Here is a 26,065-nt window from a genome sequence, read left to right on the forward strand (position 1 = left end):
CCGCCTCTGGGCACCATTATTGAAAAGCCTCGCATTAGCGGGGCTTTTTACTTTCTGCTCCAAATTAAATGAGTTGGCGTAATCGAACACGCCTGCGGGTGGTTCGATGATGAAAACCGTCCTGGTATTTCACCGCAAGCGGCCAGCTAAAGCTGTTCAAAGTGGTTCCAGACCACTTTGTCCGCCTCTGGGCACCATTATTGAAAAGCCTCGCATTAGCGGGGCTTTTTACTTTCTGCTCTAAATTAAATGAGTTGGCGTAATCGAACACGCCTGCGGGTGGTTCGATGATGAAAACCGTCTTGGTATTTCACCGCAAGCGGCCAGCTAAAGCTGTTCAAAGTGGTTCCAGACCACTTTGTCCGCCTCTGGGCACCATTATTGAAAAGTCTCGCACTAGCGGGGCTTATTACTTTCTGCTTTACTTACTTTTCATACATCGCATTTACAAAGCAGGTGGTTTCGTCTATTTGAATTGCAACGGGCTTTCCTTGTGCTTTGGCTGACAGAAGTAATGCAAACTCTTCATTGAAAGAGGCCCTGTTTCTGTCGAGGCAAAAGCGGTTTGGCCAGGCAGGGTAACATTTACAGTCTGTTTTTGCGGTCCCCTCCATGCCAATAGAGATTGTTTTGCCATCATATCCTATTGCAATCATTTCAATACGGCCACTATGCCAGTCTGCGTAAGCAAAACAAGGCAAAATCAGGCAAACGGAAAGCCATTTTTTCATGAGTTGTTCCATCCTAGTTATACAATGCGGTTTGCAGTATGTATTATAATCAAAAATGAATTTGCTTAGCTATGACTAGAGCGCAAAGCGTCAATTTGGCCATATACCGAATTAAGCGCACGTTTTTGAGTCCATATGGAACAGATTGAGATTTTTGAGATCCCCAGCCCGTGCCGTGGGATCTGTGAAGTGAATAACCGGGGTTATTGCAAAGGGTGCTTTCGCAGTCGCGAAGAGCGTTTTCACTGGCACGCCCTGACCGAACAACAAAAACGCAAAGTAATTGAGTTGTGCGCGCAGCGGCAGAAGCGTGTGATGGCAGCGAAAAAACGCGCTGGTGACGTTCAGCCAGAAGATATACAGCATTCGGCAGAGCAGGACGATTTCTTTAAATCTGATACTTAGCTTTTAACATCGCAACCGTCCCTTTCTCAGCCAGTTGATTCAATGTTTCTTCCAGTTGTGGGAGCAACGCTTTATGTTTTCGGTGCAGGTAGTGATAAGTCTCTATGGTCAGCAAGGTTTCTATCTTCAAAGATTCTAAATCGATGTCAGCAAGGTGCTCACGCAAGTGAAAATCAACAACCAGCGCGGCCTGTACTTTTCCCTGTGTAACCAGATTAAGTTGAGTAATGTTGTTTTTTACTTCTACTAGATGGCCATTAAACGGAGTAGTTTCCAGATAGCGGTTAGCTACCAAATAGCCACTTTGGATGACCAAAGAGTCAAGTTGCTGGAATGTGCAACTCAAGCAACGGCTGAGCAACTGCAGGTTAAACGTGTATAGAGGAAAACGCACCTTAAGTAGGTTTGGGTAAGCCTGAGTCACACCATGTATTCGACCAAGTTGCCCATCCAAAGCACCGTCATTGGCTGCAATTAACGCACTTTGCCGGTTGAAATCGACCAGTTCTAATTCGTACCCCAATTGCTGATAAGCGGTTTGCAGTAATTCGATTACGTACCTCGCCTGAGGTGTATCGGCTGGGCGGTTAAAGTAGAGTGTCCGGTTATCTGATGCCATACTTTTCAAACTCAGGCAGTAAAGCAATATCAAGCTGAAAATTCGCAATGGATCTCCTTATTGAAAATCGAACCATCCTGTCATGCGTTCTGCTTGCGAGATGAAGCAACTTAGCTTACTCGATGGTGACACATTTTGCATGACTGGATACACCTTAGCGTAATTATGATACACTTTTTAAAGAGATTGCTGTAACCAAATTTACTATGAGCTATAACCTGTGTAATTTATCACGACAAGATAAGTATCAAATTCAGTTAGAATACGAAGCGTCGTTCTGGGCCTATCAAATAAAACGTGGTAAGAATAGTCGAGAGGCGATTTATGACGCCATTAATCAACGTCCTATCTCTGAGCAAGCGGTATTAAAAGAAAAGTTTGAATTCTACCTGGGGTTGATGCTGGCATAGTCATGGACATAACTGCTGGAGTTTTACCTGCTATTCAGACGCCACTGGTAAATAAGTTCTACCAAGCTCATAGGGCGCGGGGAAGGGCGACCCGCCACGACCAGAACTGGGTGTTGAAGAGTACAGAAATTGTTGCGGCGTGCAGAATACAATGCGTTGCGGGCAGTGATTTTTTATCTACGGTTTTGGTTGACCCCAAACTGCGAGGCAAAGGGTTCGCGCGACAGTTGTTGAAGGCCGTGCTGACCCAGCAACATACTCCTTTGTATACTTTTGCTTATCGTCATCTGGCTACCTTTTACGCCAAGCTTGGTTTTGAAGTAATCCCGCCTGAGGGGTTGCCTCTGGCGCTGGCAGATAAATATCACAATTATGTTGCACAAGGTCGTCAGATCCTGGCAATGCAACGTATAACACTCAATCAGAATTGACTATGTTGCGAATAATCCTCAGCTTTACCCTTCTTGTATTTGCTTCTGTGTCATTGGCACAGGTAGCGCGCTTGTCTCCCGCGGAGGGGTTGTCTCAAAGCTATGTTAATACGTTGCTAGTAGATGACAATGGTTATCTTTGGCTGGCGACGGAAGGTGGACTGAATCGATATGATGGTTACCAGGTACTGGAGGTCGGTGGGCCTAATCAAGACCTGAATAAGATGCAAATAGATCGGATATATCAGGATGAAAGCGGCCTCATCTGGATTGCATCTGGGCGAGCAGGCCTATTTAGCTATGATCCTGAGCAAGATAGCTACCGTCGTTATACGTCTGCACCTGAATCAGAAGAGGATTATTTTGAAAATAGTGTTTTTCAAATGCTTAGTAAAAGTAAGCATGAACTTTGGTTGGGGAGAGCTCAAAATGTCGCAGTCATGGATACTCGAACTGGTGAAATTACCAAAGAAATAAAGTTGTCGGTAGAAGATCCACAACTGGCGGTACGTGCTCTGCTAAAGCACGAGGAGTTACTATTTATCGCATCCGCAGAGCGCTTGTTTGTTTATAATATTAAAACGGACCAACTGCGCGCGCTTAAGCACAGGGACCAGATCACTCACCCATTTCAAACCAATACCAAATCACTGCATTTGCTGGATGATAATACCTTGATATTAGGTGCAGTCATAGGCATGTACCAATTAGATATTGCCGCTTTACGTCACGATTTTGAAGCTGAGGTTCCTTATAAAACCCTCATTGAAGAGCTCAATATCTGGCAAATAGAGCGCAGCGGTACGCAGCTTTTGCTTGGTACAGATTTGGGGTTAATGCACTATGATATTGCCAGTGGTCAGGTTCATCGTGATACGCGCCTAACTGACAGCCGGTATGCCGTTTCGGATAGCAGTGTGATCTACTTTATTCGGGATGACTTTGGAGGGATTTGGATTGCGACGAAAAAAGACGGTGCCTTTTACTTGCCTGCAGAGTCCCAAGGGTTTGACAACGTCCACTCGGGTACTGTACAGGGGCGCTTTTCTAAAGGCACGGTCTGGGGGTTGGTCGAGTATGATGGCTATATCTGGGCAGGGACCCGAGACGGTTTAACCCGCTATGACCCTCAGACTCGTCAGTCTGAGCAGTATCTGGCAGGGTTTCTGGGAGATGGTTTTTATCCCGAATTCACTATTTTTGGGTTACTGAATTATCAGGATAAGCTTTGGCTCAGCAGCAACCGCGGCTTATTTGTGTTTGAACCACACTCCGAAGAGATTTATCGGCCTCAGGCTCAGGATGAAGCTGCTACCTCGGTATTGTCTGGGTTTGTCAAAGGGGCTGTAATTGTCGGCGACGGGCAGCTTTATTTGGTCGATGAAAAAACTGGTTTTTATGTGTTTGATATTAATACAGCCAGGTTGACTAAGTTGGGCAATGAATTTGATCGGTTTGACCCTTTTCTGAGTTATGGCTTTTATAAGCCCCTCAGTACGCACCCGCGAGATCCGGTCTTTTACAGCGAGGGTCGGTTATTTCGTTATGATACCCAGGCACATAAGCTGATTGAGATTTACCAGGTACCCAAAGCGCATAAGCAAAGTGCAGTCGACTTGTTGAGCTACACCATAGATAAACACAATGTTTTATGGTTGTCTTTTGCCAGGCATGGCCTGGTGCGCTTGACCGCTGATGGCTATGAGTTGCTGCCTTTACCCAATGAGCAGCATACAGTGACCAACAATATCTTGTACGAAATGGTACAGGATGATGTGGGCATGATCTGGATGTCGTCGCATCAGGGGATTTGGCGGCTGGACCCGGATAACTTTCACCTCCAGGGCTTTACAACGGCTGATGGGTTGATGAGCAACGAATTTAACGGTGGGGCCTCTGTAAAGCTTGCGGATGGTCGTATAGGTTACGGCTCATTGCAGGGCTTCACTTTGTTTGACCCCAAAGTACACCGACCAACGAAATCTTTGTTAAGCAAAGTTAACATTACAGATGTTGACTTAATGTCGCGTGACATTCTGCCTGCCGGACTCAAATCATTTTCCTACATTGAACTTAATCACGACGATATTGGTTTGGAGGTGTCGTTTTCTGCTATGGCGTTCACGTTGCAAGAGCGCATCGTCTATGAGTATCAACTTTCAGGGGAGCAGCGTATTCTCAGCCGCAACAGCAATCGAGTGGTGTTTCCTAAACTTAGCCCAGGTCATTATCGCCTGAAAGTATGGGCTAAAGATCCGCTCACAGGTGATTATACCCCGCCAGCGCAGTTAGAAATTGCCGTACATTACCCCGTGTGGCGCGCACCGTGGGCGCTGTTTTGTTATGTGCTATTGGGGGCTGCATTATTCGCATTTTGGGTACACAGGAAAAATAAAGTGGCAGGCATGATCCTGGCTGCTCACCGCGAAACACAAAACAGTGAAACTCGCCTTAAGATGGCATTGGAAGGTAGTAACTCAGGGGTATGGGACTGGCAATCCGGCAGCCATCTTGTCTATCAGCCACGACTGGTTAGTGATCTGGGTTACAGCAACGACAGTATCGTGTTGGATGAGTATCTTGAGCTGATCCATCCTCAGGATCGTGCCTTGTTTCGTATTGAATGGCTGGAATTTGTGTCGACAGAAAAAGGCTTTATTGATTGCACCTACCGTCTACGGCATGTCAATGGGCAGTGGCGCTGGTATAAAGACTACGGCAAAGTGATGGCCTGGCAGGATGGGGTGCCGGTACAAGTTGCCGGAACCTATACCAACCTGACGCGAGAGCGGGTATTTGAGGAGCGTGCAACTCTATTTGGAGCGGCGTTTGAGCAGACAAGAGACTGGGTGATGATTTTTGATAAGCGTTTGCGGATCCTGGCCTGTAACAAAGCCCTGCAAAGTGCCTTCTGTGTCAGTGAGGCTCCTTCCTCAAGTACGAGTGTTACATTAGGCCTTGAACGTCATGTCAGAATGAAGTATTTACGCGAGATTAGTAAGCTGAAAGTGGGCGAGTTATATGTTGCGGAAGAAACATTGCGATTGCCAAGTGGAGAAAAGCGGCAAGTACTGCTTAAAATTAGTGCCACAGGGGACAAACATTATATATTGGTACTGACTGACATTAGTAAGCAAAAACGTACAGAGAAAGAGCTATACCAGTTAGCTAATTATGATGCCCTGACAAAGCTGCCAAATAAGGTGTTATTTATGGACCGTGTACAGCATGCGATTGAACAAGCGCATCTGTCACGGCAACCGTTGGCCATCATTGCCATTAAATTTAGTCGATTACAGCGTTTTGCTGACACCTACGGCAACGATTTTCTCGCGTTAGTGACACAGAAGCTGGCAACTAATCTTCAGTGCTGTTTCCGTGAAGTGGATAGTCTTGCAATTGGTAATGAGCGAGATTTCTATATTTTGATGGAACAACTTGCGGGTGTGGAACAGGTTATGCGCTACATTCATTGTTTGCTCGAGCGATTCGAAAAAGGCTTTGAGATTGAACAGCAGCAGGTGCATGTCAAAGCGAAACTGGGTATTGCAATGTTCCCCGAAGATGCCTGCGATGCGTTTGACCTGAATCAGGCTGCGGAGACGGCTCTGAATCATGCAAGACAGTCTTTGGTGACCGACTATCAGTTTTATCATCGAGAGATCAATGAGCAGGTGCAGCGAGCCTTGGCGATAGAGCAAGCTTTGTTAAAGGCCTATCAGGAAGAAGCATTTCGCAATCATTATCAGCCGATCATTAACGCCAGCAATATGTCAGTAGAAGGGTTTGAAGTGTTGTTACGCTGGCCACAGGATCCTAGCTACAGTATTGAAGAGCTTGCTCATACAGCTGAGCAGACAGGGATTATTACCCGGGTCATGCTACAAACTCTTGAGCGTGCACTTGCTGATCTGAAACAATGGCATACTTCTCATCCTGAACTGTATATTTCAGTCAATCTATCGGCGTTGGATTTTCAGTACGATGATTTACTGGTTCGTATAAAGGAAATCCTGATACGTAACCAGGTTGATGGCCGTTATCTGGTCTTTGAAATTACAGAATCTGTGATGATGGCGGATGCTCAGCAGGCTATTTCGCGGATGCATGAACTCAGGGCTTTAGGGTGCCGTCTATATATGGATGACTTTGGCACAGGCTATTCATCTCTAACTTATCTCAAACAGTATCCGGTTGATGCACTGAAAATTGATCGCAGTTTTGTCAGTGATATTGGCAAAGATAAAGAACATGAGGTGATTATCCACTCGACTCTGTCACTGGCGCATAGCTTGGGCAAGTACTGCGTTGCGGAGGGGGTTGAACATATGGAGCAGTTGTCTTTCTTAAGGATGCTGGGATGTGAGCGATTCCAGGGCTATTTATTCAGTAAAGCACTACCTGCACCTGAGGCTGGCGAATTATTAATGCGCAACTGGCATCAGGTATTTACTCGCGCCAGTTAACCACAGTAGTGATATGCAGTGGCCCGCATAAAGCGGGCCAGATTACGTTTATAACTTGCCACCGCAATGGCGACAATAGTGGTCATGCACACGCTGGCTGGTCATTATTTTAATGGCCTGATTCGCTTCTACGGCACTGAGCCCCAGCTCAATTCGCAGCGCTTCTAAGTGCTCTTTTTCTTGTTCATCGACTTTACCGTCGCTCAGGGAGTGTAGAACGGCTTCGTTGAATGCATCCCGGCGCTTTCTGAGTTGATCCGCAAAACTCGATGCCAGCAGACCTGTGGGAATAGCGACCATACCCATACTCAGCAGAGTGATCACGCCACCAAAAAAGCGGCCTAATGGCGTAATGGGCACGACGTCACCATAACCCACCGTTGTGAGGGTGGCCATTGCCCACCACATAGCGGCGGGAATAGAACCAAACTTATCGGGCTGCACATCGTGCTCGATCAGATAAATACCACACGAGGCCACAATCAGTACCAGTGACATAATAAAAAAAGCGGCAAGGAGTGAACTGCTTTCTTCTCTGAATGCTGCCAGCAGTAACTGCATTGCGCGGGAATACCGAGTAAGTTTAAAGATACGTAGCAACCGGAATACCCGTAAAAAGCGTAGGTCAAAAGAGAAGAACACCATTAGCAGGGTAGGAAGAATTGCCAGCAGATCGATAATGGCTAAAGGGGAGAACACATAACGCAGGCGCTTTTTAATATTGCTGCCGGAGGTGTGTTTAAATTCGAGCTTGTCTACACAACACCATAACCTCAGCAGGTATTCAATGGTAAAAATGGCGACTGAGATCACTTCTATGTAGAAGAATAAACTGTGATAGCGAGTGGCCAGAGCTGGCACGGATTCAAGTACAATGGCTATCACGTTGGCAATGATCAAGGTGATCAAAAATACATCAATCGCATGTCCGGCTTTTCTGAATCGACCACTGGCTTCCAGTAGTCCTGCAGTTTTTTGTCTGAGTGTCAGATCCATAAATGTACTGTTCACCTTGTGATAGTCGGTTGTCTGGTGTTATTGCGCTGTCAGTGGCATTTTCATCATTACGGTCCCTTCTTCAAAATCCCGGCTGACAGCGAACCCCAGCTTTTTAGCCAGCCCGATCATACCTGTGTTTTCCGGTAAAGTGATCCCTTCAATACATCCCACCCGTTGACGCTTACAATAGGCAATAGCGGCTTCCATCAGTAATTTACCGAGGCCAAGGCCCTGGCAATCGGAGCGCACCACTACGGCAAACTCCGCAAGTAAGTTGTCCGGGTCCATGAGCACCCGGGAAACACCCAGAGTGCGCTGGGCACTTTTGTATGGCTCGGTAATGATAAACGCCATTTCACGGTCGTAATCTATCTGAGTCATTTTAGCCAATTGTTCGTGGGTAAACTGAGGTAGCTCGCCAAAAAACCGTCGATATCTGTCCTCCTTGCTAAGGGATTGATCGAACTCTTGGTGGTTACGTTCGTCTTCCGGGCGGATCGGCCTCAGCTGTGCTTCGACCCCATTTTTCAGAGTAACTGCGCGCTCCCACTCTTTGGGATAAGGTTTGATGGCCAGTCGTTTGCGTCCGGGAAGGGGCTCATATCGTTGCAAATCAATGTTGGCGTCCAGAATTAAAAAGTGTCCATCCGTCGCCAGGATTGGGTTGAGCTCCACCGCCTGAATATCCGGCTGATCAACCACCAGTTGGGAAACGCGAGTCAGCAAGGCACAGAGACGGTATTTGTCGACTTTTTCTGGTAACAGGCGTTCTTTTAATACGCCTTTATCATAGGCCGCAGCTATCAAATATTTGGCCAGGTTCATATTCAGAGGGGGAAGTGCGACGGCAGCCTGATTAAAATTGAATCCGGTACCCGCTTCGCCCAGCAAAATAACGGGGCCGACATCCGGTTCAGTTTTGACGGCGATGCGCAACTCCTGGCTGCCAGCTCGGGGCGCCATTTTTTGTAACGAGAAGCCCTCTATGATGGCATCTGGATAGGCTTGCTTGATACGTAGCAAAATAGCAAACGCACTTTGCTCTACTTCATCTGCATCGTTCAGATTCAGAACCACGCCACCCACCTCTGATTTAGAAGGGATACTTGGACTAATTAGCTTGAGTGCAACTGGAAATCCCAGTATTTGTGCTTGTTCTTTGGCTTCACTCGGTGTTAACGCAATGTCTGTATCTATGCACTCCATACCGTAGTGACAGAGTATTTTGCCAGCCTGATGAGTTGAAAGCTGAGTAAGATCTTGTTTTAGGAAGGCATCAATCTGTACTTTGGCACGAGCACTGTTAATCAGTTCATCCTGACTCACAGATTCCGGTGTTTGAGTGAGGTGCTTTTGGTTGCGACGATAGCTGATTAAGTGCATAAACGCGCCTACTGCCCCCTCCGGCGTGCGGTAGGTTGGGATCCCGTGTCGGACGCAGACGTCACGCGCTTCATACGCTGCTTCTTCACCCATAAAGTTGGTCATGACAAAAGGACGGGCCATTTTAGGCAAGGTACTGAGGGTTTGGGCAATGATCTCTGCGTAGGCTTCGCTTGGCGCTAGGGCTGACGGTGTGTGAATGATCAAAAGGTTTTTAACCTCATCGGCCTTGAGTAAAATTTCCAGTGCCTGTTTATAGCGATGAGGTGCTGAATCACCAAAAATATCAATGGGATTTGCGGTATGGTTGGATTGAGGGATCACGGCATTGAGTGCTGCGATGGTTTTGTCACTGAGTTCCGCGAGTTTACCGCTACGCTGTAATAAGGTGTCCACTGCCATGATACCCGGACCACCACCATTGGTGAGAATGGTCAGATGCTCGATTTGTAATAGTTTAGGGTGCAATGCCAAAGTTTGTGTAGCGGCAAACAATTCCCTCAGGTCGGTGACCCTGAGCATGCCCGCGCGCTGAAACATCGCGTCGTATACGGCGTCGTCCGAGGTTGACCCGCCTGTATGGATCATCGCTGCTTGCGCACCTGCCTGGGTACGGCCAGTCTTTATTGCAATCACAGGTTTACTGAAGGCGGCGGCCCGTGCGGCAGAAATAAAGCGACGGACATCCTTGATGTTGTCTATATAGAGTAAGATAGCTTTGGTTTTTGCGTCCCGGCCAAACAAATCGAGCAATTCGTCAAAATCAATATCCAGGCTGTCCCCTAAAGAAATAAAATAAGAAAACCCGATATGCTTGCTTTTAGCCCAGTCCAGTATGGTTGAGCACACCGCAGCAGACTGAGAGATAAAGGCCAGTTTACCTGCATCAGCGGTGGTGTGAGAAAAGCTGGCATTCAGCCCCAGGTGAGGAACCAGCATCCCAAGGCTGTTAGAGCCAAGCAGGGTGATCTGTTTATCTCTTGCAAGCGCTTGCACTCGTGCCTTCTGGTCGCCATCAAGCCCGGCTGCCACAATGATGACATTTTTACACCCTCGTTCTGCAAGGTCTGTCAGTACCTGTATAAGAGTAGATTTGTTAGTACAGATCACAGCCAGATCCGGTACCTTCGGCAAGTCGGCGATCGTCGGGTAGGCGAGCACCCCCTGAACGGCTGAGTACTTTGGCGTGACGGGCATGATGGGCCCTTTGAAGCCGCCATGCAGCAAGTTGCGCATCACGACGTTACCTGCTCTATCTGGGTTGCTGGAAGCGCCAATCACAGCCACCGAGCGGGGGTTAAAGAACTGGTTTATCCGCTTAATGCTCATACTAACTCCTTGACTTGCCTAATGATGGCGGGTTATCTGCTAAATATTAATCGCTTTATGGACAGGTTGCGAGTTAAAGCAGGCATTGTTTTGATCTGAGTGCATTCGCCAATCAAAAATGACGAAATAAAAGCGTTGGATTTAAGAAAGCCAAAATTAGCGGTTGTTGTTCAACCATTTCTCCATGGCCGCATCATAGGCATCCGTGATGGCATTTTTGTCACAGGTGCTGCCCATCGTGAGCCAGTTTTTGGCAAACCCCTCAGGAGGCGGGTTATTGGGGTCTCCATGAACTTCTTTGTAGCATCGGTCTCCCTCGCGATATTCTGTAAAAATTTGGTTCTGAGATTCGACTTGGCGTAGTGTTTGATTTCTGGGCTGATGTGACTTAGGTACACCCAGTCGCTGTGGTTGAGGCTTTCCTGTGGGGGCATCCCCCGCCATTTGCTGGTTGAGCTGTTGTTGTTTCAAACGCAGACGAGATAACCCCAGTACGGGATCGATGCGTTTGTACGGATTGTTTTTATTTGTATTGTCCGACACCTCGCTCGGCTGCTGTGACTGTGCCGACTCCATTGCTTTATTCTCTATAACTGATTTGATGGGGCTTGCAGCTACTGCTTTCACAGTAGAGGATGGCTCTTTTGGTGCCACTAATTGCTTTGTAGGCTCCGCTGAGTCACTAACGGGCTTCGTTTCTTCAGTTTCAGGTTCTGAAACAGCCATTGGTGTGCGTTTCTCTGGTTGCTCGACCACCAGATACGTTTTAATACTTTTTGCAGGGGTGACTGTGGGGACAAACGCAGTGTGTTGAGCCAGTAGCCACAACAAGCCCAGATGGCTGGCAACAGACACAACAATTGCAACGACCCACGAACGCATCACTTTTCCTTAGTGTGTTATTTTTATGACTCTGGTTTATATTCAAAACACAGATATGACCTTGTCCTTTGCTAAAAGTTCAGTTGCATCAGCTCCGTTGCTATCCGCCGCAGTAGCCGAGTTTCACGCAGTAATGACTGCCCTTGTTTATCGCTGTTGGCCAGCACAGCTTCGTTGTGCGCAATTGCCTCAGAAATTTCAATCCATTGCGGCTGCATACCATTATTTACTTCGTAGTGCTCCATCTCGGGCTCATCAAATTCACCGCAAATATCACATACGTAGCAATGAGAAACAATGTGGACAGTATCATAGTCCGGTTTGTGCCAGCGTTGATACTCTTCGTACACACCAAATGGAACCACGTTAGTAACGGTACGGGCGCCAGTTTCCTCTTTGACTTCACGTACTAACGCATCAGTCAGGGATTCACCTTCATCAACCCCACCACCTGGCAAAGAGTAGTCGTCATACCTTTGTGTATAGAGGAGTAATATTCGTGACTGACTGGTGATGATTGCTCGTGTTGCCGGGCGGGTAAAGCAACTGCCCGGCAAAGGCGTCGCAGGGGTTGGATTAAGAACACGCATTTTTTGAGTCCACAAAAAGCGTCGATTTTAGCACAGTTTGGAGAAGGCAAACATGCCCAGCTGGCTCAGCCGGGCATGTGTTTTTTCAGGTATGTGTTAATAGGGCAGAGGGTAAGTTTTAAGTACCGTATCAATCTCAGCTAATGCCTCAGGTGGCAGAGTCATATCAAATGCTTTGATATTTTCTTTTAGCTGCGCCATGGTGGTTGCGCCTATGATAGTCGACGTGACGCCATCGACTTGATCACACCAGGCAAGTGCGAGCTGTGCGGCGCTAATTTGATGCTCTTTGGCAATCTCCAGATAGGCGGCGGTGGCTTCCTGGGAAAACTGGGTATCACGGAAGAGGCCATTGCGCTGGATCAGTGTCCAACGTGAGCCTTCCGGTCTTGCGCCGCCCAGATACTTGCCTGACAATGCACCGCCTGCAATGGGTGACCAGGGCAGATATGCAATGTCTTCATGCACGCAATTTTCAATAATATATGGCCAGTCTTTGGCGTGTAGCAGGTTGAATTCATTTTGAATGGAAACAGGCCGGGGTAATTGATATTGCTCTGCCAACTGCAGGTAAGTGTTGATCCCCCATGGTGTGTCATTAGACAGTCCCCAGTGGCGAATTTTGCCTGCATCGATGCACTGTTTCAGGGCCTTCAAGATCTCCAGCATGTCTGCTTTGTGCTGCTCTGTAGACACATCACTGAACGTGATCATCCCCGGCCAGTGCTTGGAAAAGTGCGGGGATGTTCTATTTGGCCAATGCAGCTGGTACACATCTATGTAGTCAGTTTGCAAGCGTTTGAGTGAGGCATCCACGGCCTGGACTATGGCCGCTGCCGAGATAGGTGCACCACCGCGGATCCAGGCTAATCCCGAGCCCGCAATTTTGGTCGCGATGACAATATCCTGGCGTTTTTCCGGATGACGACGCAACCAGTCTCCGATGATTTCCTCGGTTTTGCCATAGGTATCTGGCGAGGGAGGAACGGCATACATCTCTGCGGTATCGATAAAATTGATACCCTGTGCAAGCGCATAGTTGATTTGCTCATCGGCGTCGTGCTGATTGTTCTGCACACCCCATGTCATGCTGCCCAGACAGACACGTGACACCTCTAAATTGGAATGACCCAGGCGGCTGTACTTCATAAATGCTCCTTGTGTTTAATAGGTCTTGCGTATCGACGGAGAGAGTTATAGATACGCAGGCATTGTCTGACCAGTTTAGAGTATTTCCCGATAAAATACAGATCGTATGCGGTGACAAAAAATATTCAATCGTATTGCCATAGTGAGATTCTTTGCACATAATAACTGTATAAATAATCAGTGTTAGAGATCATGCGTAAGTTTATCCATGTTGATATGGACTGCTTTTATGCCGCCGTAGAAATGCGCGATAACCCTGCGCTTGCGGACGTTCCCATTGCAATTGGGGGGAACAGCCACCGTGGTGTACTGTCGACAGCTAATTATATTGCCCGGCAATACGGGGTACGCTCAGCCATGTCTAACTATAAGGCCAAACAGCTGTGCCCAGAGCTGGTGATTGTGCCTGGCCGGATGTCGGTTTACAAAGCAGTATCGGCGCAAATACGAGCAATTTTTGCTCGCTATACCGAGTTGATTGAGCCATTGTCCCTGGATGAAGCCTACCTGGATGTAACGGAATGCGCTTTGTGTCAGGGCAGTGCCACGTTAATTGCCCAGCAGATCCGCAGTGACATTTTTCACGAAACTGGTTTAACGGCCTCCGCCGGCATTGCCCCCATTAAATTCCTGGCCAAAATTGCCAGTGACGAGAACAAGCCCAATGGCCAGTATGTGATCACTCCCAATGACGTGGCTGCCTTTATTGATACACTGCCACTGAAAAAAATCCCTGGCGTGGGTAAAGTCACCCATGAAAAACTGTTGGCTATGGGGCTACAATATGGCCGAGATGTTAAAGCCATTAGCCGGGCCCAGATGACGGAGCGCTTTGGTAAATTTGGCGATGTACTGTGGCGGCGTTGTCAGGGCATAGATGAGCGAAAAGTAGAGACTGAGCGTGTTCGTAAATCCGTAGGGGTGGAGACTACTTTTGAAAAAGACATTCAAAGTCTGGATGCGCTCAAAGATATTCTTCGCCGGCGGTTGTTACCTGAATTGCAAAGGCGTTCCGAGCCCTATCGCGGGGCGAGAACCTTCAATAAACTGGGCGTTAAAGTAAAGTTCTATGACTTTTCGCAAACCACCAAAGAATGCCAGTATCATGAAATAGATGAGGGCGTACTATTTACCTTGCTGGAGCAGGCCGTAGAACGCTTTGGTAGTAAACCGGTCAGGTTGATTGGCATTCAGTTGGGCTTAGGTGAGAGTTCATCCGGGCAGGCCCAGTTAGGTCTGTTTGACGTTCCTACCTTAGACTAAAAGATAACTGTGTCACTACTCTGCGATTATACGCCTGTATGCTAGGGTATTAGCAAACCGATTTAACAGAAACGTCGTTTCGTGGGTGATGGCCGTTGCCAGATGTGTTTAATCTCACTGGCAAGGCTAAACCCGATGGTGAGACGATAATAATACCAATTTCACTTAATACCTGTTCAATTTGAAGGAGCAAATATGCCGCTAACGGTGTTTAAAATTTCTCATTTAGAACAACTAAATAGCGAAATTTTTGCCTCGCCTATATGGATGTAGGTGCCTCAGCGATAGCAGGACCCGAGAGCGGTGTTATTGACGATATTTTCTCGCTTCAAAATAGAACACTTAATTAAACAAATTGGTATAACTGTGCTTTAGTGACTTTTGTCTGTTGTATGACTGAGCGGGTTGTTTGCTGAGCAATAACGAACAGATATAAAGAGACTAGTAATAACAACAACAGGACAACAACAGGGGGAATACAATGCAGTCAATCATGATCGTGCTGTTTGGCATACTGGGTATGCTGTTTGGCTGGTTTGTCTATTCAAAGTTCATCGCCGAAAAAATATTTAAAATGGACGATAAGTTCGTGACACCGGCGCATGAGTTAAACGACGGAGTAGACTATGTGCCAACCAACAAAGTCGTACTCTGGGGACACCACTTCACGTCTGTAGCCGGGGCGGCGCCTATTGTTGGCCCAGCCATAGCAGTATATTGGGGCTGGGTGCCAGCCGTTTTGTGGGTGGTGTTTGGCACCATTTTTTTTGCTGGTGTGCACGATATGGGTGCCCTTTGGGCCAGTGCCCGTCACAAGGGCAAGTCTATGGGTGCCCTGTCTGAAACAGTGATAGGCAAGCGCACCCGGTCATTATTTATGATTGTGGTCTTTTTGGTCCTATTGATGGTCAATGCGGTATTCGGGGTAGTGATTGCCAACTCTTTTGTAGCCAACCCCAGTGCCGTATTCCCCGCGTGGGCTGCAATTCTGGTTGCACTGATCATTGGTCAGTTGCTCAAACGTCAGGTGCCGTTGGTGCCCTTGTGCGTGATCGGGGTAGCCATCTTGTATGCCAGTATTTATGTGGGGTCGGGTATGCCGCTGGCACTGCCCAGCGAGTTGTTTGGCCTGGCAGACAAAGCAAACTGGATCATTATTTTGTTTATTTATGCCGCCGTCGCATCCTTGTTACCTGTCTGGATGTTGCTGCAGCCGAGAGACTTCATTAATGGCATGCAACTGCTGGTCGGTCTGGTATTGCTTTATGGTGCGGTATTTGTGGTGATGCCAGATATTACGGCGCCGGCATTTAATACTCAGACGGCGGTGGATACACCGAGTATCATTCCTTTGTTGTTTGTAACCATTGCGTGTGGAGCCGTATCCGGATTTCACGGAATTGTTTCCTCTGGCACCAGTTCCAAACAGCTCGACAAAGAGACAGATGGTCGTTTTGTAGGGTATCTGGGTGCGGTGGGTGAGGGGTCGCTGGCTCTGATCACTTTGGTGGCCGTAAGTGGTGTTATGCTGGCGGTATCGCCTGAAGAGTGGCATGAAATATACAGTCATCTTGGCGCTGGTAGTGTGGGCGCCTTTATTCAGGGGGGCGCGAATCTGATCAGCAATGGTTGGGGGTTATCGGTGGAAATCGCTTCGACCCTGCTGGCTGTGATGGTGGTGTTATTTGCGGGTACCACGATGGACTCTGGTGTACGTCTGCAGCGCTATATCATTCAGGAGTGGGGAGAGATCTACCAACTGAACGCACTGAAAAATGGCGTACTTGCAACTTTGGTTGCTGTCGGGTGTTGCTTGTTACTGGCATTTGGTGCTGGTGGGGCCTCGGGTAGCGGCGGTATGATTATCTGGCCACTGTTTGGCTCCACCAACCAGATCCTCGCAAGTCTGACTTTACTGGTGATTTCTGTGTATCTGATTAAACTGGGTCGCCCTGCCAAGTTTACCCTGATCCCCATGACTTTTGTGATTCTGATGGCTTTTTTCGCCGGGGTGATCAAGCTGGGTGAATACTATGAACAGGGTAACTGGCTATTGGTTGGCCTCGATATTGTGGTACTTGTTGTCAGTGTACTGGTCATGCTTGAAGCCTGGTCTGTGGTCAGTAAACTCAAGTTACAAAAAGACACTGAGACGACATCGCAGCCCGACTAAATGTCAGGGCCAGGTGAGAAGGTATTGAGTGTCAGCGCTATTCAATGTGATAGCGCATTATCCTGTACTTAAGCGCGTATTTACCTTGATGGTCTTGGTTCTTGCTAGCAAATAACCGATAATCAGCCCAGGATTAAAATAACCAAGGGCTGATTATATGTCTTTCCCTCTTGCTCTGTCGGTCAATGACTGGCAAATTCAGGACGCCGATGCCGTCATCGTCGTCACTTCCGATGTGTCTGAACTCGCTTTTTCTGAACTAAATAGCGCCGCGGCACCTTACCTGGCTGTTGATGCACGACTACGTACCAAAGCGAGTGTGCTACTGGCTGAAGGTGTGCCTGGCAAGCGCCTTATTGTATCGCCGACTGGCCCACTGAACCGTGACTATGACGATGTACGTCGCTTTTTTGAGGCGGGCAAAGCGGGTATCCAGGAAGCCAAAGCAGCAGGCGCTGTCAAACCTGTTCTGGTTGTTGCAGGGGTACCCAATGAAGCACGATATCAGAATGCGCTTGAAGTGACCTATCTGGGAGCGTGTCAGGCGTTGTGGCAGCCTCTGGAGGCGCGTGAGTATCGGGGACCTTCTATTGAACCCGTCGAATCAATTGCCTTACTAGGAGCAAGTGAAGAGCAGTGCCGACAGCTTAATGCCATTGCGGCAGGTCAATATGCGGCCCGTGATTTGTGTGGTACAGAGCCTGAGCGTATGGCTCCCCCTAAGTTTGCAGATTACTGTGTTGAGCTGTTCAAGGGCACCAGTGTCAGCGTTGAAGTTGTGGCAGATCCCGCAACTATCGATCAGGAATACCCTATGCTGGGTACCGTTGCCCGCGCATCGTATGCAGTAGAGCGCCATCACCCGCGAGTGGTGAAGCTGGTATACACACCAGAAGGTGAGATAGAGCGTACACTGATGTTTGTAGGTAAAGGCCTGGTGTATGATACGGGTGGTGCTGACCTCAAAGTCGGTGGCTTTATGGCCGGGATGAGCCGTGATAAAGGCGGAGCGGCTTCTGTGGCGGGCTTTATGAAGTCTGTGGCAGATTTCCAGCCTAAAGGTGTCAAAGTGATTGCCTACCTGGCAGTGGTACGTAACTCAATTGGCTCTGACTGCTTTGTTCCGGATGAGATAATCACCTGCCGTGAAGGGGTTAAAGTACGGATTGGCAATACCGATGCGGAAGGACGTCTGGCAATGGGGGATCTGCTGAGCGAGCTAAAAGATATGGCCAAGCATGAAGTGAACCCGGAACTCTTTACCGTGGCAACACTGACCGGTCACGCAGCACGCGCAATGGGCCCATACAGTGCCTATGTTGAAAATGGTCCGGCACGCGCCCAGCAGGTGTCTCGTCAGCTTGCCGATTTAGGTGATTTATGGGCTGACTGTGCTGAAGTGTCGCGCAGTCGCCGCGAGGACTACGACTTTGTTCAGCCTCGCACTTTGGCAGATGACGTACTGTCGAGTAACAACGCACCGTCAGCGGTTACTGCCCGTGGTCACCAGTTTCCAATGGCCTTTTTGGCAATTGTTGGCGGTCTGGACAAACATGGCTGTGATGCTGAGCTACCTTTGCCGTATGTTCACATGGACATTGCCGGCAGTGGTGTTGAAGGCGGTGACTGGCAGCATGGTAAGCCGACAGCCGCAACCGTGAGTAGTTTGTTTGCGCGTTACTGCCGCTAAACCTTAAAGCGTTCCACAATCAGGGCAAGCTGATGGCTTGCCTGCTTCAGCTCCTTGCTGGCCTCAGACAAGTGCTGTGTAGTGTCCAGTGAGTGGTGGGTGGCGTCCGACAAATCGCCAATGCGCACATTGACGTCGGCTGCTGCACTGCTTTGCTCCTCCGTTGCACGGGCTATCAGGCCATTCATGTCCAGGATCACGGTGATCAGCCGCTCAATTTCATTCAGTGCCTGTTCGGCATCATGTACCTGGCTGACCGTATTGTTTGACAGGCGCTGGCTGTTTTGTACTGCATCCACGGCTGCCTGAGCACCTTTTTGTAGCTTCTCTATCATGGCCTGAATTTCATCGGTACTCTGTCCGGTACGACTCGCCAGTGTACGCACTTCATCGGCGACTACCGCAAACCCGCGACCTTGCTCCCCGGCACGAGCGGCCTCAATTGCAGCATTGAGCGCCAGCAGATTAGTTTGCTCTGAAATACCTCGGATCACGTCCAGTACTGAGCCAATATGCTGGCTTTCTTCGGCCAGCGCCTGTGTCACAACGCTGACTTCCTCAATGGTATCAGAGAGCGTACCTATGGCATCAATGGTTGTAGCAATCGTGGCTTTGCCCGTTTCACTGGTATGCATCGCTTCTCCTGCAGCCTGTTCAGCGGCTTCGGCATGCTGGCTTATCTCTTGTATCTGAGCACTCATTTGCTCGACAGCTGTGGCAACCTGACGGCTACTGTCATTCTGCCTTTCTATATACTCAAGGTTGACTTCGCCTGTATTGTCGACCCGGTTAGCAAGGGCTTCTACTTCGGTTGCATTATTGGCAACAGAGGCAATCGAGCTGCGCATTTTTTCGGTATAGGCATTGAAAAAACGCGACAGGCGGGAGATTTCGTCTCGGCCATGTTCATCAAGTTGCTGAGTCAAATCCCCTTCACCCTGAGAAATATCACGCATCATGTCCGAGGCGGTACGAATGGGTTGTAAAATACTATTGCTGATAAAGAAGTTAAGTGCAATGAGCACGACCAGGAGAGCAAGAATATTGAAAAGCATTTGATTACGCAGCTGCGCAAATTGCACGTCAATATTATCCAGATAAACGCCGGAGCCGATGATCCATTGCCAGGGCGCAAAGCCTTTTACATAGGAGATCTTATCGACCGGGTCGGATTTACCAGGCTTTGGCCATTTATAGGGAACAAAGCCAGCTTCCTGCGCACGTACAACTGAAACCATTTCCTGAAATAGTGCTACACCGTCGGGATCTTTACTGTCTCTGACCGACTGCCCATTGAGCTGCGGCTTAAAAGGGTGCATCACCATGCGAGGATAATGATCATTGACCCAGAAATAATTGTTTTCATCGTATCTGAGGTTTTTCAACGCATCCAGGGCAGCGGCTTTGGCTTCATCTTCGCTGAGTGCGCCCTGACGCTGAGCCTGATGAAAGTGAGTAACCAGGCTGTGCGCGGTTTCCACCAGGTTTTTTGTTTTTTCATATTGCTGTTCGCTCAGTGCCTGATACTGCTGTTGTAGATTCATTACGCCCAGTGCAGCCAAACCCAGAACGACGACTCCCACCAGCATTGCAAGGCGGCCAAAAATGGTGAACTGTCTCAGAAATGCCATATCTGTGGCTCCTCTTGAAGGCACGAGGTTGTGCGCTGAACGGCCTTTCATTGTCTATACTGCAATAAAAGTGCGGGTGAAATTTGTTCTAAATCAAGTAAATAATATATTTAGCGAGGAAAGATTTAGGCAATTAGCTATTTGTCGAATACCACAACGGGCTGTAAATGGGGGGCGTGCGGGCCAGCGCAGGCCCGCATGTTGGATTATTTTACTTCGAAGTGACGATTGAAAAAATTGGTAATCGTCTGATGTAAATGGGTTTGCACCTTCTTACCGCGCAGACTATGTTTGGCGCCCGGGTAAGTCATCATCTCAAATGGCTTGGCGTCATCCTGTAACTGTTTGAACAGTTTGGTAGCGTGTGTAAACAGTACATTGTCGTCTGCCATACCATGATAGATCATCAGAGGTCCTTTAAGGCCGTCAGCATAGGGGAAGACGGCACTTTGCTCATAACCTTCAGCATTGGCTTTAGGATGCCCAAGGTAACGCTCTGTGTAGTGTGTATCGTATAGGGCCCAGTCAGTCACCGGTGCACCAGATACGCCGGCTGCGAAGTAGTCGCCAGCTTTGAACATGGTCATCAGTGCCATATAACCACCGTAGCTGTGTCCATAAATACCAATTCGAGCTGAGTCGACATAATCCAGTGTACGTAAAAACTCTACACCACGGATCTGGTCGGCGACTTCCACTTCCCCTAAGTGTTTATAGATAGGGTCTTCAAAGCGCTTACCCCGGTTATACGAGCCTCGGTTGTCTAACTGGAAGACAATGTAACCCTGCTGCACCATGTACTGGAAATACAGGTTTTTACTGCGCCAACTGTTGGTTACACGCTGAGCATGTGGACCCCCATAGACATTAACGATCACCGGGTACTTCTTGTCTTTTTCCAGATGTTTTGGCTTGAACAGGCGGTAATGCATCACCTGACCGTCTTCAGCTTTGAGAGTACCATATTCCGGGGTCGCCAGATCGTTTAGGAAAGGCGTTAGTGGGTGCTGGTCATCCAGTTTGTTCTGTTCCAGCCAGGTAATGAATTCACCATTGGATTTACGCAGCGATACAGACGTAGGCTGGTTCACAGAGGACTTACTGTCGATGAAGGTGCGGTTATCCTCGGCCATCACTACTTTATGGTAGGCGCCTGCTTCTGTGATCCGCTTAATGTTGCCCTTTTTGAACAGGGGGACTGAATATAAATGGCTTTCCAGTGGGGTGTCTTTACGACCTGAGAAGTACACCAGGCCTTTTTTCTCGTCGATGCCCTGTAGCTTATCGATGACCCAGTCTCCTTTGGTCAGCTGGCGAACCAGCTGGCCACTGGTGCGATACAAATAGAGGTGCTTGTAGCCATCACGCTCCGACGCCCAGACAAAATGCTTTTTATCTTTGAGAAAATGCAAGTCAAAATGCAGGTTGAGCCAGGTATCACTGGTCTCTGTCAGAGCAACGCGCTGCTGTTTATTACTGGCGTTGTAGAATCTGAGTTCCAACTTTTGTTGAGAACGGTTTTGCCATTGATAAGATAATGTCGTGTCATCTTCCAACCATTTTGCGCGTGCGATGTAGATATCTTTGTCTTTACCAAGGTCGACCCAATCAATTTTTTGGTTGTTCAGTGTCACAACCCCCAGATCGATACGAACATTATCTGTGCCGGTGAAAGGGTAGCGCTGGTTAAAAAGCTTAACTTCGTCCGCATAGATCTCATTGCGAATGGCTTCTTGTACCGGGCTTTCATCAATGCGGGTAAAGGCAATCTTGCTTTCATCTCCAGCCCACCAGTAGCCCGTCATCCGCCCCATTTCTTCCTGTGCGACAAACTCAGCCATGCCGTTTTTGATGACGCCGCCGCCATCTTTGCTTAGACGGATCTCTTTACCCGTTGCCAACTCCAGTGCATACAAGTCTTGTTCACGAATAAAGGAAACATAATTGCCCTTAGGTGAAAAGCGGGCATCGGTTTCAAAAGCCTCGGTATTGGTAAGCTTACGGCTCTTGCCCGTACTTAGCTCGTAGTAGTAAAGATCCCCATTGAGTGGGAAAAGCAATGCCTGACCATCTTTTGACCACTTGTATTCCAGGATCCCGCGGCCAAAGATGCGCTGTCGTTCACGGCGCGCTTTTTCTTCATCAGACAATGTTTCCGGGCCTGAAAACAGTGCCTGAGAATCCACCAGTAGTCGATTGGTGTCAGCTTTAATATTGTATTCCCACAGGTCATACCGGTTGTAGTCATCTACTTTCCCTTGCAGGTAAGTCACCCGCGTACCATCGGGCGAAAACTTCAGTTTAACGGGCGCCTTTCCCGCTAAAGTTGGGTCATCAAAGATACGTTCCAGTGTCAGTGGTTGAGCCACAGTCAACTGGCTGGTGGCCAGTAAGCCAGTGGCTAACGCTGCGTAAGATAACAGATTGCGCACAGAGTCACCTTTTTTGTTGTGTTGATTTGGTTTATGAGTGTTGATGGTAAAGACTGTGTTTCTGGAAGGCAATAAAATCCGACAGACGAGGCATGGCGAAGCGAATCCCTTTTATCTGGTCGATTTTGTTTTGGAAGTTCGCTACAGTGAGGTCACAGATCACAGACCCGATAAAATACGATGAGCATTTTTCAACTGGCGCCGGAACTTGAACGTGACTGCATAGAATTAGCAGACTGGCCTTTATGTAAGTTATTGCTATTAAACGACAGCCAATACCCTTGGTTTGTACTGGTACCGCGAGTATCGGGCATGCGAGAAATCATTGACTTGTCGACAGAACAGCAACTGCAATTTTGGCAGGAATCAGCCAAACTAAGCCACTTAATTAAAGCTGTGTTTAACCCGCATAAATTGAATGTAGCTGCGCTGGGTAATATGGTGCCTCAGCTGCACGTGCATCACATTGCGCGCTTTGAACACGATGCTGCCTGGCCAAAACCGGTATGGGGTGTTTTGCCAGCGGTGCCATACAGTGAACAACAGATTAGCGAAATAAAAAAGGCGCTCGAAGTGAACGCCTGATCCGATAGGTGTGTGGTGTTAGGACTACAGTCCTAGCACCGCCTTGCCTTGCTTGAAAGTCACATCGACCGGAATATTGGCAGCTGCCAGCTTATCGAGATCCGCTTGCAATTCTGCCTTGATGTCACCATGAGTGGCCAGCAATTGATCGACCTTCTGATAATCACCATCACCCTGCAGGGTCAGGATCAAATTAGATAGCTTTTCCATCGCAGCCCCCATTTTGGCCATATCGACCAGGTACAGACCATCGGCGTTTTTCGAAAATGCCCCTTCTTGCTTAAAGAAGTTAAAGCGGATCATGTTCGCTTTACCATGGGCGCTGGAGGCACCAAAGCGCACAGACCGGAAAATACCCGCCATAAAGGTCACATAATAATCTTCCAGTGTCCCTTCGCTGATTTCGCCTTTTTTCAATAGCTGCTCAACCATGTAGAGACCCAGGATATCGGCCTTACCTTCTTCTAGTGCACTGGCATGCTCCTGAAGTGACTGACGAACTGTGCCTTTACCAGTAATGGTGTTTTTGATACCCAGACCATGGGCAACTTCATGGAACATCGTATTTGCAAAGAATGCATCGAAGGTAATGTGTTTGCGTTGTTCCGGCACTATCAACTGGTCTGCGATAGGCACCAGGATTTTGTCAAATTTGGCTTGCATGGCATTTTTCAGCTGCAGGCGACGCGTGCCTTTTTGCAACTGTACTTCTTCGTCGTTTGGCAAGTTGATAGCAATTGTTTTACTGCCCGCATTGGAGTGGCCGGCATAGTAAATTACATCGTACGCATTAAGATCGGCATCTGAACCAGGCACTTCTTGCTTATATTTCGCATCAACCGGCAACCCTTGCTGCAGTTCGGGCAGGAATGCAGCAAATTTAGCTAAGCGTTCGCTCCAGGCCATGTCTTTGACCAGAACATAAGACTCAAATGCTGTACGATAGCCAAACAGCTGATCTTCGTAGGTTTCGATTGGACCAATCACCACGTCGATGGGATTGTTTTTCATATCCATCCAGGCGAAGTCTGAACTCTGGTAGCTGTTGTTAACCAGTGCATCTGCTCTGAGGTTAAGATATTTGGAAAACTGTTTGTCGACTGCTAACTTACTGGCATCGCGAAGCAGCTGAGCCGCTGTATTCAACTCAGCCTGATAAGCTTCTGAGTAAGGAACGCTGTAAAGCTGACCCTGTGCATCACGTTTAATCAGGGAATATAAACCGGCCTTATCTTTCACATCAGCCTGATTTAACTCGTCTTTGCTGATATCGCTTGGGTAGAATTGAGCACCGGGGGCTTTGTCTGCAAAGCCCTCCAGGAAGACCTTGTCGCCATTGAGACGATCCCAGGGGCCATAGTTAATGTCGGCGAACTGGCGCACTTTCGGATCTTTGATATTTGCCAGAAACTCGGCTTTGTTCATGCCGAAGGCTTGCAGCCAGAACAGATCGTCCATGATTTTGGAGGCTTCGATCAGCAGGCCCAGCATTTTTTTCTGGTTATCATTGAGGTGTGAGAGATCGCTATTGAGTGTAACTTCGGTATAGATATCCAGTCGTGCAGGTGACAAGTCTTTCAGTTGATATCCTGTGTCTGAGTTATTTGCCTGTTGCTGAACTGCGGTACTTGACGGCTTTTGTGGCTCAGAACATGCACTGAGCATAACGCCACAAGCCAGCATGATGGCTGTGGATAACATTGCGCGTTTCATCATTTTTCCTTCATTGAGGGTATCTCGGACTGTCTTCTGCGGTGCCACAACATAAGCGCATTAGTGACGCATAGATTGTCCGTATTATTATGTCGGGCGTATACATTACATGAATTCTGCACAACTTGCTGCCCTCAAAATACAAAGTGAGGGAATATTTTATCTCAGGTGAAATGCCGGATATTTGTCCCATGTCACGAATAATTTTTATACTTTCCTTAACTTACTCTTTAAGTTAGACAATACTAATAGCATGAACAGTATATTGCCCGGCGTATGAGGCTGCTGTTGCGCACCAGAGGCCAATAAATTCGAGGATTGAACTAATATGTCTACTGAAAATGCCTTATTGACGATTCTGATTGATAAAATAAATAACGATACCCTGGTTTTGCCTACTCTGCCCGAAATTGCCGTTCGGGTCCGTCAGGCTGCGGATGACCCTGAAGTTAATCTTATGCAAATGGCAGAGGTGATCTCTCATGACCCGGCGTTGGCTGCACGCATGATTAAAGTTGCGAACAGTGCATTCTTAGGTCGTACTGTGAAGGTGAATACGCTTAATCAGGCGGTCACTCGCATCGGCCTGCGCCAAGTTAAAAATGTGGCGACGGCTATGGCGATGGAACAATTATTTGTGTCGCAGAACAAACTGATCAAAACCTATATGGATAAAGCCTGGCAAAAGACCCTGAAAGTCGCCTGTCAGGCGATCACCACAATGGATTTTTATCTGCGGGTTAACAAACATACATCACTTAACAAAGACACCATCACGCTGGCTTCTTTGGTCTTTAACATTGGGGTATTACCTATCCTGACAGAAGCAGAGCATCACCCGGAAGTCTTTGCGAATCCGAGCTTTCTGGCTCATGCAATTCAAAAGCTCGGTGGCCGAATTGGTGGTGCCATTATGCGTGAGTGGGGTTTCACGGAAGAGTTTGTCGAAGTGGCAGAAAGTTGGGCGAATCCAAACTATAAACCAGGGCATGTATGCTATGTGGACTTTATTCGGGTTGGCGCGATTGTTGAGGGGATACTGCAGGTATCCGACAAAGCGGCGGCACTACATGTGTATGAGGAAAAAGGTGTGCTGGGCTCAGTCGACATGTTTTATGATGATGAATATCAGGACATGCTGAACGACATCAAAGCGGCGTTTTCATAGCCGCTTGAGTGAGCAG

General features: G+C 48.1%; 19 protein-coding genes. 9 read left to right on the plus strand and 10 right to left on the minus strand.

Going from position 1 to position 26,065, the window contains the following annotated elements; genetic code table 11:
• Positions 1-425: 425 nt before the first annotated feature.
• Complete coding sequence (locus tag CWB98_RS19930) at positions 426-731, minus strand: hypothetical protein (RefSeq protein ID WP_138546428.1); 306 nt, start codon at positions 729-731, stop codon at positions 426-428.
• A gap of 135 nt (positions 732-866) precedes the next feature.
• Here CWB98_RS19930 and CWB98_RS19935 point away from each other — a divergent pair, with 135 nt between their 5' ends.
• Positions 867-1,136, plus strand: coding sequence for a DUF1289 domain-containing protein (locus CWB98_RS19935; RefSeq protein WP_249364727.1), 270 nt, complete (start codon positions 867-869; stop codon positions 1,134-1,136).
• On the opposite strand, the gene CWB98_RS19940 is transcribed toward CWB98_RS19935, so the two are convergent.
• Positions 1,120-1,803, minus strand: coding sequence for a substrate-binding periplasmic protein (locus CWB98_RS19940; protein WP_138546429.1), 684 nt, complete (start codon positions 1,801-1,803; stop codon positions 1,120-1,122). The two genes, CWB98_RS19935 and CWB98_RS19940, sit on opposite strands and share 17 nt — an antisense overlap.
• 158 nt (positions 1,804-1,961) lie before the next feature.
• Between CWB98_RS19940 and CWB98_RS19945 the strand changes: the two genes are divergently transcribed.
• Genes CWB98_RS19945 through CWB98_RS19955 form a run of 3 tightly spaced genes read left to right on the plus strand, consistent with a single transcriptional unit; the run spans position 1,962 to position 7,062 of the window.
• Positions 1,962-2,165: a DUF3283 family protein gene (locus tag CWB98_RS19945; protein WP_054015477.1), complete on the plus strand. Its 204-nt coding sequence runs from the start codon at positions 1,962-1,964 to the stop codon at positions 2,163-2,165.
• 2 nt (positions 2,166-2,167) lie between these two features.
• Positions 2,168-2,596: a GNAT family N-acetyltransferase gene (locus CWB98_RS19950; RefSeq protein ID WP_138546430.1), complete on the plus strand. Its 429-nt coding sequence runs from the start codon at positions 2,168-2,170 to the stop codon at positions 2,594-2,596.
• A 2-nt stretch (positions 2,597-2,598) separates the two neighbouring features.
• The gene (locus tag CWB98_RS19955) at positions 2,599-7,062 is read left to right on the plus strand and encodes an EAL domain-containing protein (protein WP_138546431.1); all 4,464 of its coding nucleotides are present in this window, start codon (positions 2,599-2,601) and stop codon (positions 7,060-7,062) included.
• Between the two features lie 48 nt (positions 7,063-7,110).
• Here CWB98_RS19955 and CWB98_RS19960 read toward each other — a convergent pair whose 3' ends face one another.
• The 5 genes from CWB98_RS19960 to CWB98_RS19980 all read right to left on the minus strand — a co-directional run bounded on the left by CWB98_RS19960 (position 7,111) and on the right by CWB98_RS19980 (position 13,394).
• Positions 7,111-8,058, minus strand: a complete 948-nt coding sequence (locus CWB98_RS19960; protein ID WP_138546432.1) for an ion transporter — start codon at positions 8,056-8,058, stop codon at positions 7,111-7,113.
• Between the two features lie 39 nt (positions 8,059-8,097).
• Positions 8,098-10,773 (minus strand): bifunctional acetate--CoA ligase family protein/GNAT family N-acetyltransferase, encoded by a 2,676-nt coding sequence (locus CWB98_RS19965; RefSeq protein WP_138546433.1) that lies wholly within the window; start codon positions 10,771-10,773, stop codon positions 8,098-8,100.
• A gap of 156 nt (positions 10,774-10,929) precedes the next feature.
• Positions 10,930-11,655, minus strand: a complete 726-nt coding sequence (locus CWB98_RS19970; protein WP_138546434.1) for a hypothetical protein — start codon at positions 11,653-11,655, stop codon at positions 10,930-10,932.
• 71 nt (positions 11,656-11,726) lie between these two features.
• On the minus strand, positions 11,727-12,245 hold the full coding sequence (locus CWB98_RS19975; protein ID WP_138546435.1) for an NUDIX hydrolase: 519 nt from the start codon (positions 12,243-12,245) through the stop codon (positions 11,727-11,729).
• A 96-nt stretch (positions 12,246-12,341) separates the two neighbouring features.
• Positions 12,342-13,394, minus strand: a complete 1,053-nt coding sequence (locus tag CWB98_RS19980) for an aldo/keto reductase (RefSeq protein WP_138546436.1) — start codon at positions 13,392-13,394, stop codon at positions 12,342-12,344.
• 192 nt (positions 13,395-13,586) lie between these two features.
• On the opposite strand from CWB98_RS19980, the gene dinB reads away from it, so the two are divergent.
• The 3 genes from dinB to CWB98_RS19995 all read left to right on the plus strand — a co-directional run bounded on the left by dinB (position 13,587) and on the right by CWB98_RS19995 (position 18,520).
• The gene (dinB, locus tag CWB98_RS19985) at positions 13,587-14,657 is read left to right on the plus strand and encodes a DNA polymerase IV (protein WP_138546437.1); all 1,071 of its coding nucleotides are present in this window, start codon (positions 13,587-13,589) and stop codon (positions 14,655-14,657) included.
• Positions 14,658-15,138: 481 nt separating this feature from the next.
• Positions 15,139-16,830 carry a carbon starvation CstA family protein gene (locus CWB98_RS19990; protein ID WP_138546438.1) on the plus strand — a complete coding sequence of 564 codons (1,692 nt, stop codon included), beginning with the start codon at positions 15,139-15,141 and terminating at the stop codon, positions 16,828-16,830.
• A 157-nt stretch (positions 16,831-16,987) separates the two neighbouring features.
• Positions 16,988-18,520: a M17 family metallopeptidase gene (locus CWB98_RS19995; RefSeq protein ID WP_138546439.1), complete on the plus strand. Its 1,533-nt coding sequence runs from the start codon at positions 16,988-16,990 to the stop codon at positions 18,518-18,520.
• On the opposite strand, the gene CWB98_RS20000 is transcribed toward CWB98_RS19995, so the two are convergent.
• Positions 18,517-20,151 carry a methyl-accepting chemotaxis protein gene (locus tag CWB98_RS20000; RefSeq protein WP_138546440.1) on the minus strand — a complete coding sequence of 545 codons (1,635 nt, stop codon included), beginning with the start codon at positions 20,149-20,151 and terminating at the stop codon, positions 18,517-18,519. The genes CWB98_RS19995 and CWB98_RS20000 overlap by 4 nt on opposite strands.
• A gap of 206 nt (positions 20,152-20,357) precedes the next feature.
• On the minus strand, positions 20,358-22,574 hold the full coding sequence (locus tag CWB98_RS20005; protein ID WP_249364729.1) for a S9 family peptidase: 2,217 nt from the start codon (positions 22,572-22,574) through the stop codon (positions 20,358-20,360).
• Positions 22,575-22,763: 189 nt separating this feature from the next.
• On the opposite strand from CWB98_RS20005, the gene CWB98_RS20010 reads away from it, so the two are divergent.
• Entirely contained in the window at positions 22,764-23,168 is a 405-nt protein-coding gene (locus CWB98_RS20010; protein ID WP_138546442.1) for an HIT domain-containing protein, read from the plus strand.
• Positions 23,169-23,192: 24 nt separating this feature from the next.
• Here CWB98_RS20010 and CWB98_RS20015 read toward each other — a convergent pair whose 3' ends face one another.
• Complete coding sequence (locus tag CWB98_RS20015; RefSeq protein WP_138546466.1) at positions 23,193-24,881, minus strand: dipeptidyl-peptidase 3 family protein; 1,689 nt, start codon at positions 24,879-24,881, stop codon at positions 23,193-23,195.
• Positions 24,882-25,209: 328 nt separating this feature from the next.
• On the opposite strand from CWB98_RS20015, the gene CWB98_RS20020 reads away from it, so the two are divergent.
• Positions 25,210-26,049, plus strand: coding sequence for an HDOD domain-containing protein (locus CWB98_RS20020; protein WP_054015464.1), 840 nt, complete (start codon positions 25,210-25,212; stop codon positions 26,047-26,049).
• Positions 26,050-26,065: the final 16 nt, after the last annotated feature.

Origin of the sequence: Pseudoalteromonas rubra, assembly GCF_005887115.1 — a bacterium.
In the GTDB taxonomy this organism is placed as follows: domain Bacteria; phylum Pseudomonadota; class Gammaproteobacteria; order Enterobacterales; family Alteromonadaceae; genus Pseudoalteromonas; species Pseudoalteromonas rubra_F.

Bases quoted from the DNA above. Each gene is read 5' to 3' on its own strand.
- CWB98_RS19930 (WP_138546428.1), bottom strand. From the start codon at position 731: ATGAAAAAATGGCTTTCCGTTTGCCTGATTTTGCCTTGTTTTGCTTAC.
- CWB98_RS19935 (WP_249364727.1), top strand. From the start codon at position 867: ATGGAACAGATTGAGATTTTTGAGATCCCCAGCCCGTGCCGTGGGATC.
- CWB98_RS19945 (WP_054015477.1), top strand. From the start codon at position 1,962: ATGAGCTATAACCTGTGTAATTTATCACGACAAGATAAGTATCAAATT.
- CWB98_RS19950 (WP_138546430.1), top strand. From the start codon at position 2,168: ATGGACATAACTGCTGGAGTTTTACCTGCTATTCAGACGCCACTGGTA.
- CWB98_RS19955 (WP_138546431.1), top strand. From the start codon at position 2,599: ATGTTGCGAATAATCCTCAGCTTTACCCTTCTTGTATTTGCTTCTGTG.
- CWB98_RS19960 (WP_138546432.1), bottom strand. From the start codon at position 8,058: ATGGATCTGACACTCAGACAAAAAACTGCAGGACTACTGGAAGCCAGT.
- CWB98_RS19965 (WP_138546433.1), bottom strand. From the start codon at position 10,773: ATGAGCATTAAGCGGATAAACCAGTTCTTTAACCCCCGCTCGGTGGCT.
- CWB98_RS19970 (WP_138546434.1), bottom strand. From the start codon at position 11,655: ATGCGTTCGTGGGTCGTTGCAATTGTTGTGTCTGTTGCCAGCCATCTG.
- CWB98_RS19975 (WP_138546435.1), bottom strand. From the start codon at position 12,245: ATGCGTGTTCTTAATCCAACCCCTGCGACGCCTTTGCCGGGCAGTTGC.
- CWB98_RS19980 (WP_138546436.1), bottom strand. From the start codon at position 13,394: ATGAAGTACAGCCGCCTGGGTCATTCCAATTTAGAGGTGTCACGTGTC.
- dinB (WP_138546437.1), top strand. From the start codon at position 13,587: ATGCGTAAGTTTATCCATGTTGATATGGACTGCTTTTATGCCGCCGTA.
- CWB98_RS19990 (WP_138546438.1), top strand. From the start codon at position 15,139: ATGCAGTCAATCATGATCGTGCTGTTTGGCATACTGGGTATGCTGTTT.
- CWB98_RS19995 (WP_138546439.1), top strand. From the start codon at position 16,988: ATGTCTTTCCCTCTTGCTCTGTCGGTCAATGACTGGCAAATTCAGGAC.
- CWB98_RS20000 (WP_138546440.1), bottom strand. From the start codon at position 20,151: ATGGCATTTCTGAGACAGTTCACCATTTTTGGCCGCCTTGCAATGCTG.
- CWB98_RS20010 (WP_138546442.1), top strand. From the start codon at position 22,764: ATGAGCATTTTTCAACTGGCGCCGGAACTTGAACGTGACTGCATAGAA.
- CWB98_RS20015 (WP_138546466.1), bottom strand. From the start codon at position 24,881: ATGAAACGCGCAATGTTATCCACAGCCATCATGCTGGCTTGTGGCGTT.
- CWB98_RS20020 (WP_054015464.1), top strand. From the start codon at position 25,210: ATGTCTACTGAAAATGCCTTATTGACGATTCTGATTGATAAAATAAAT.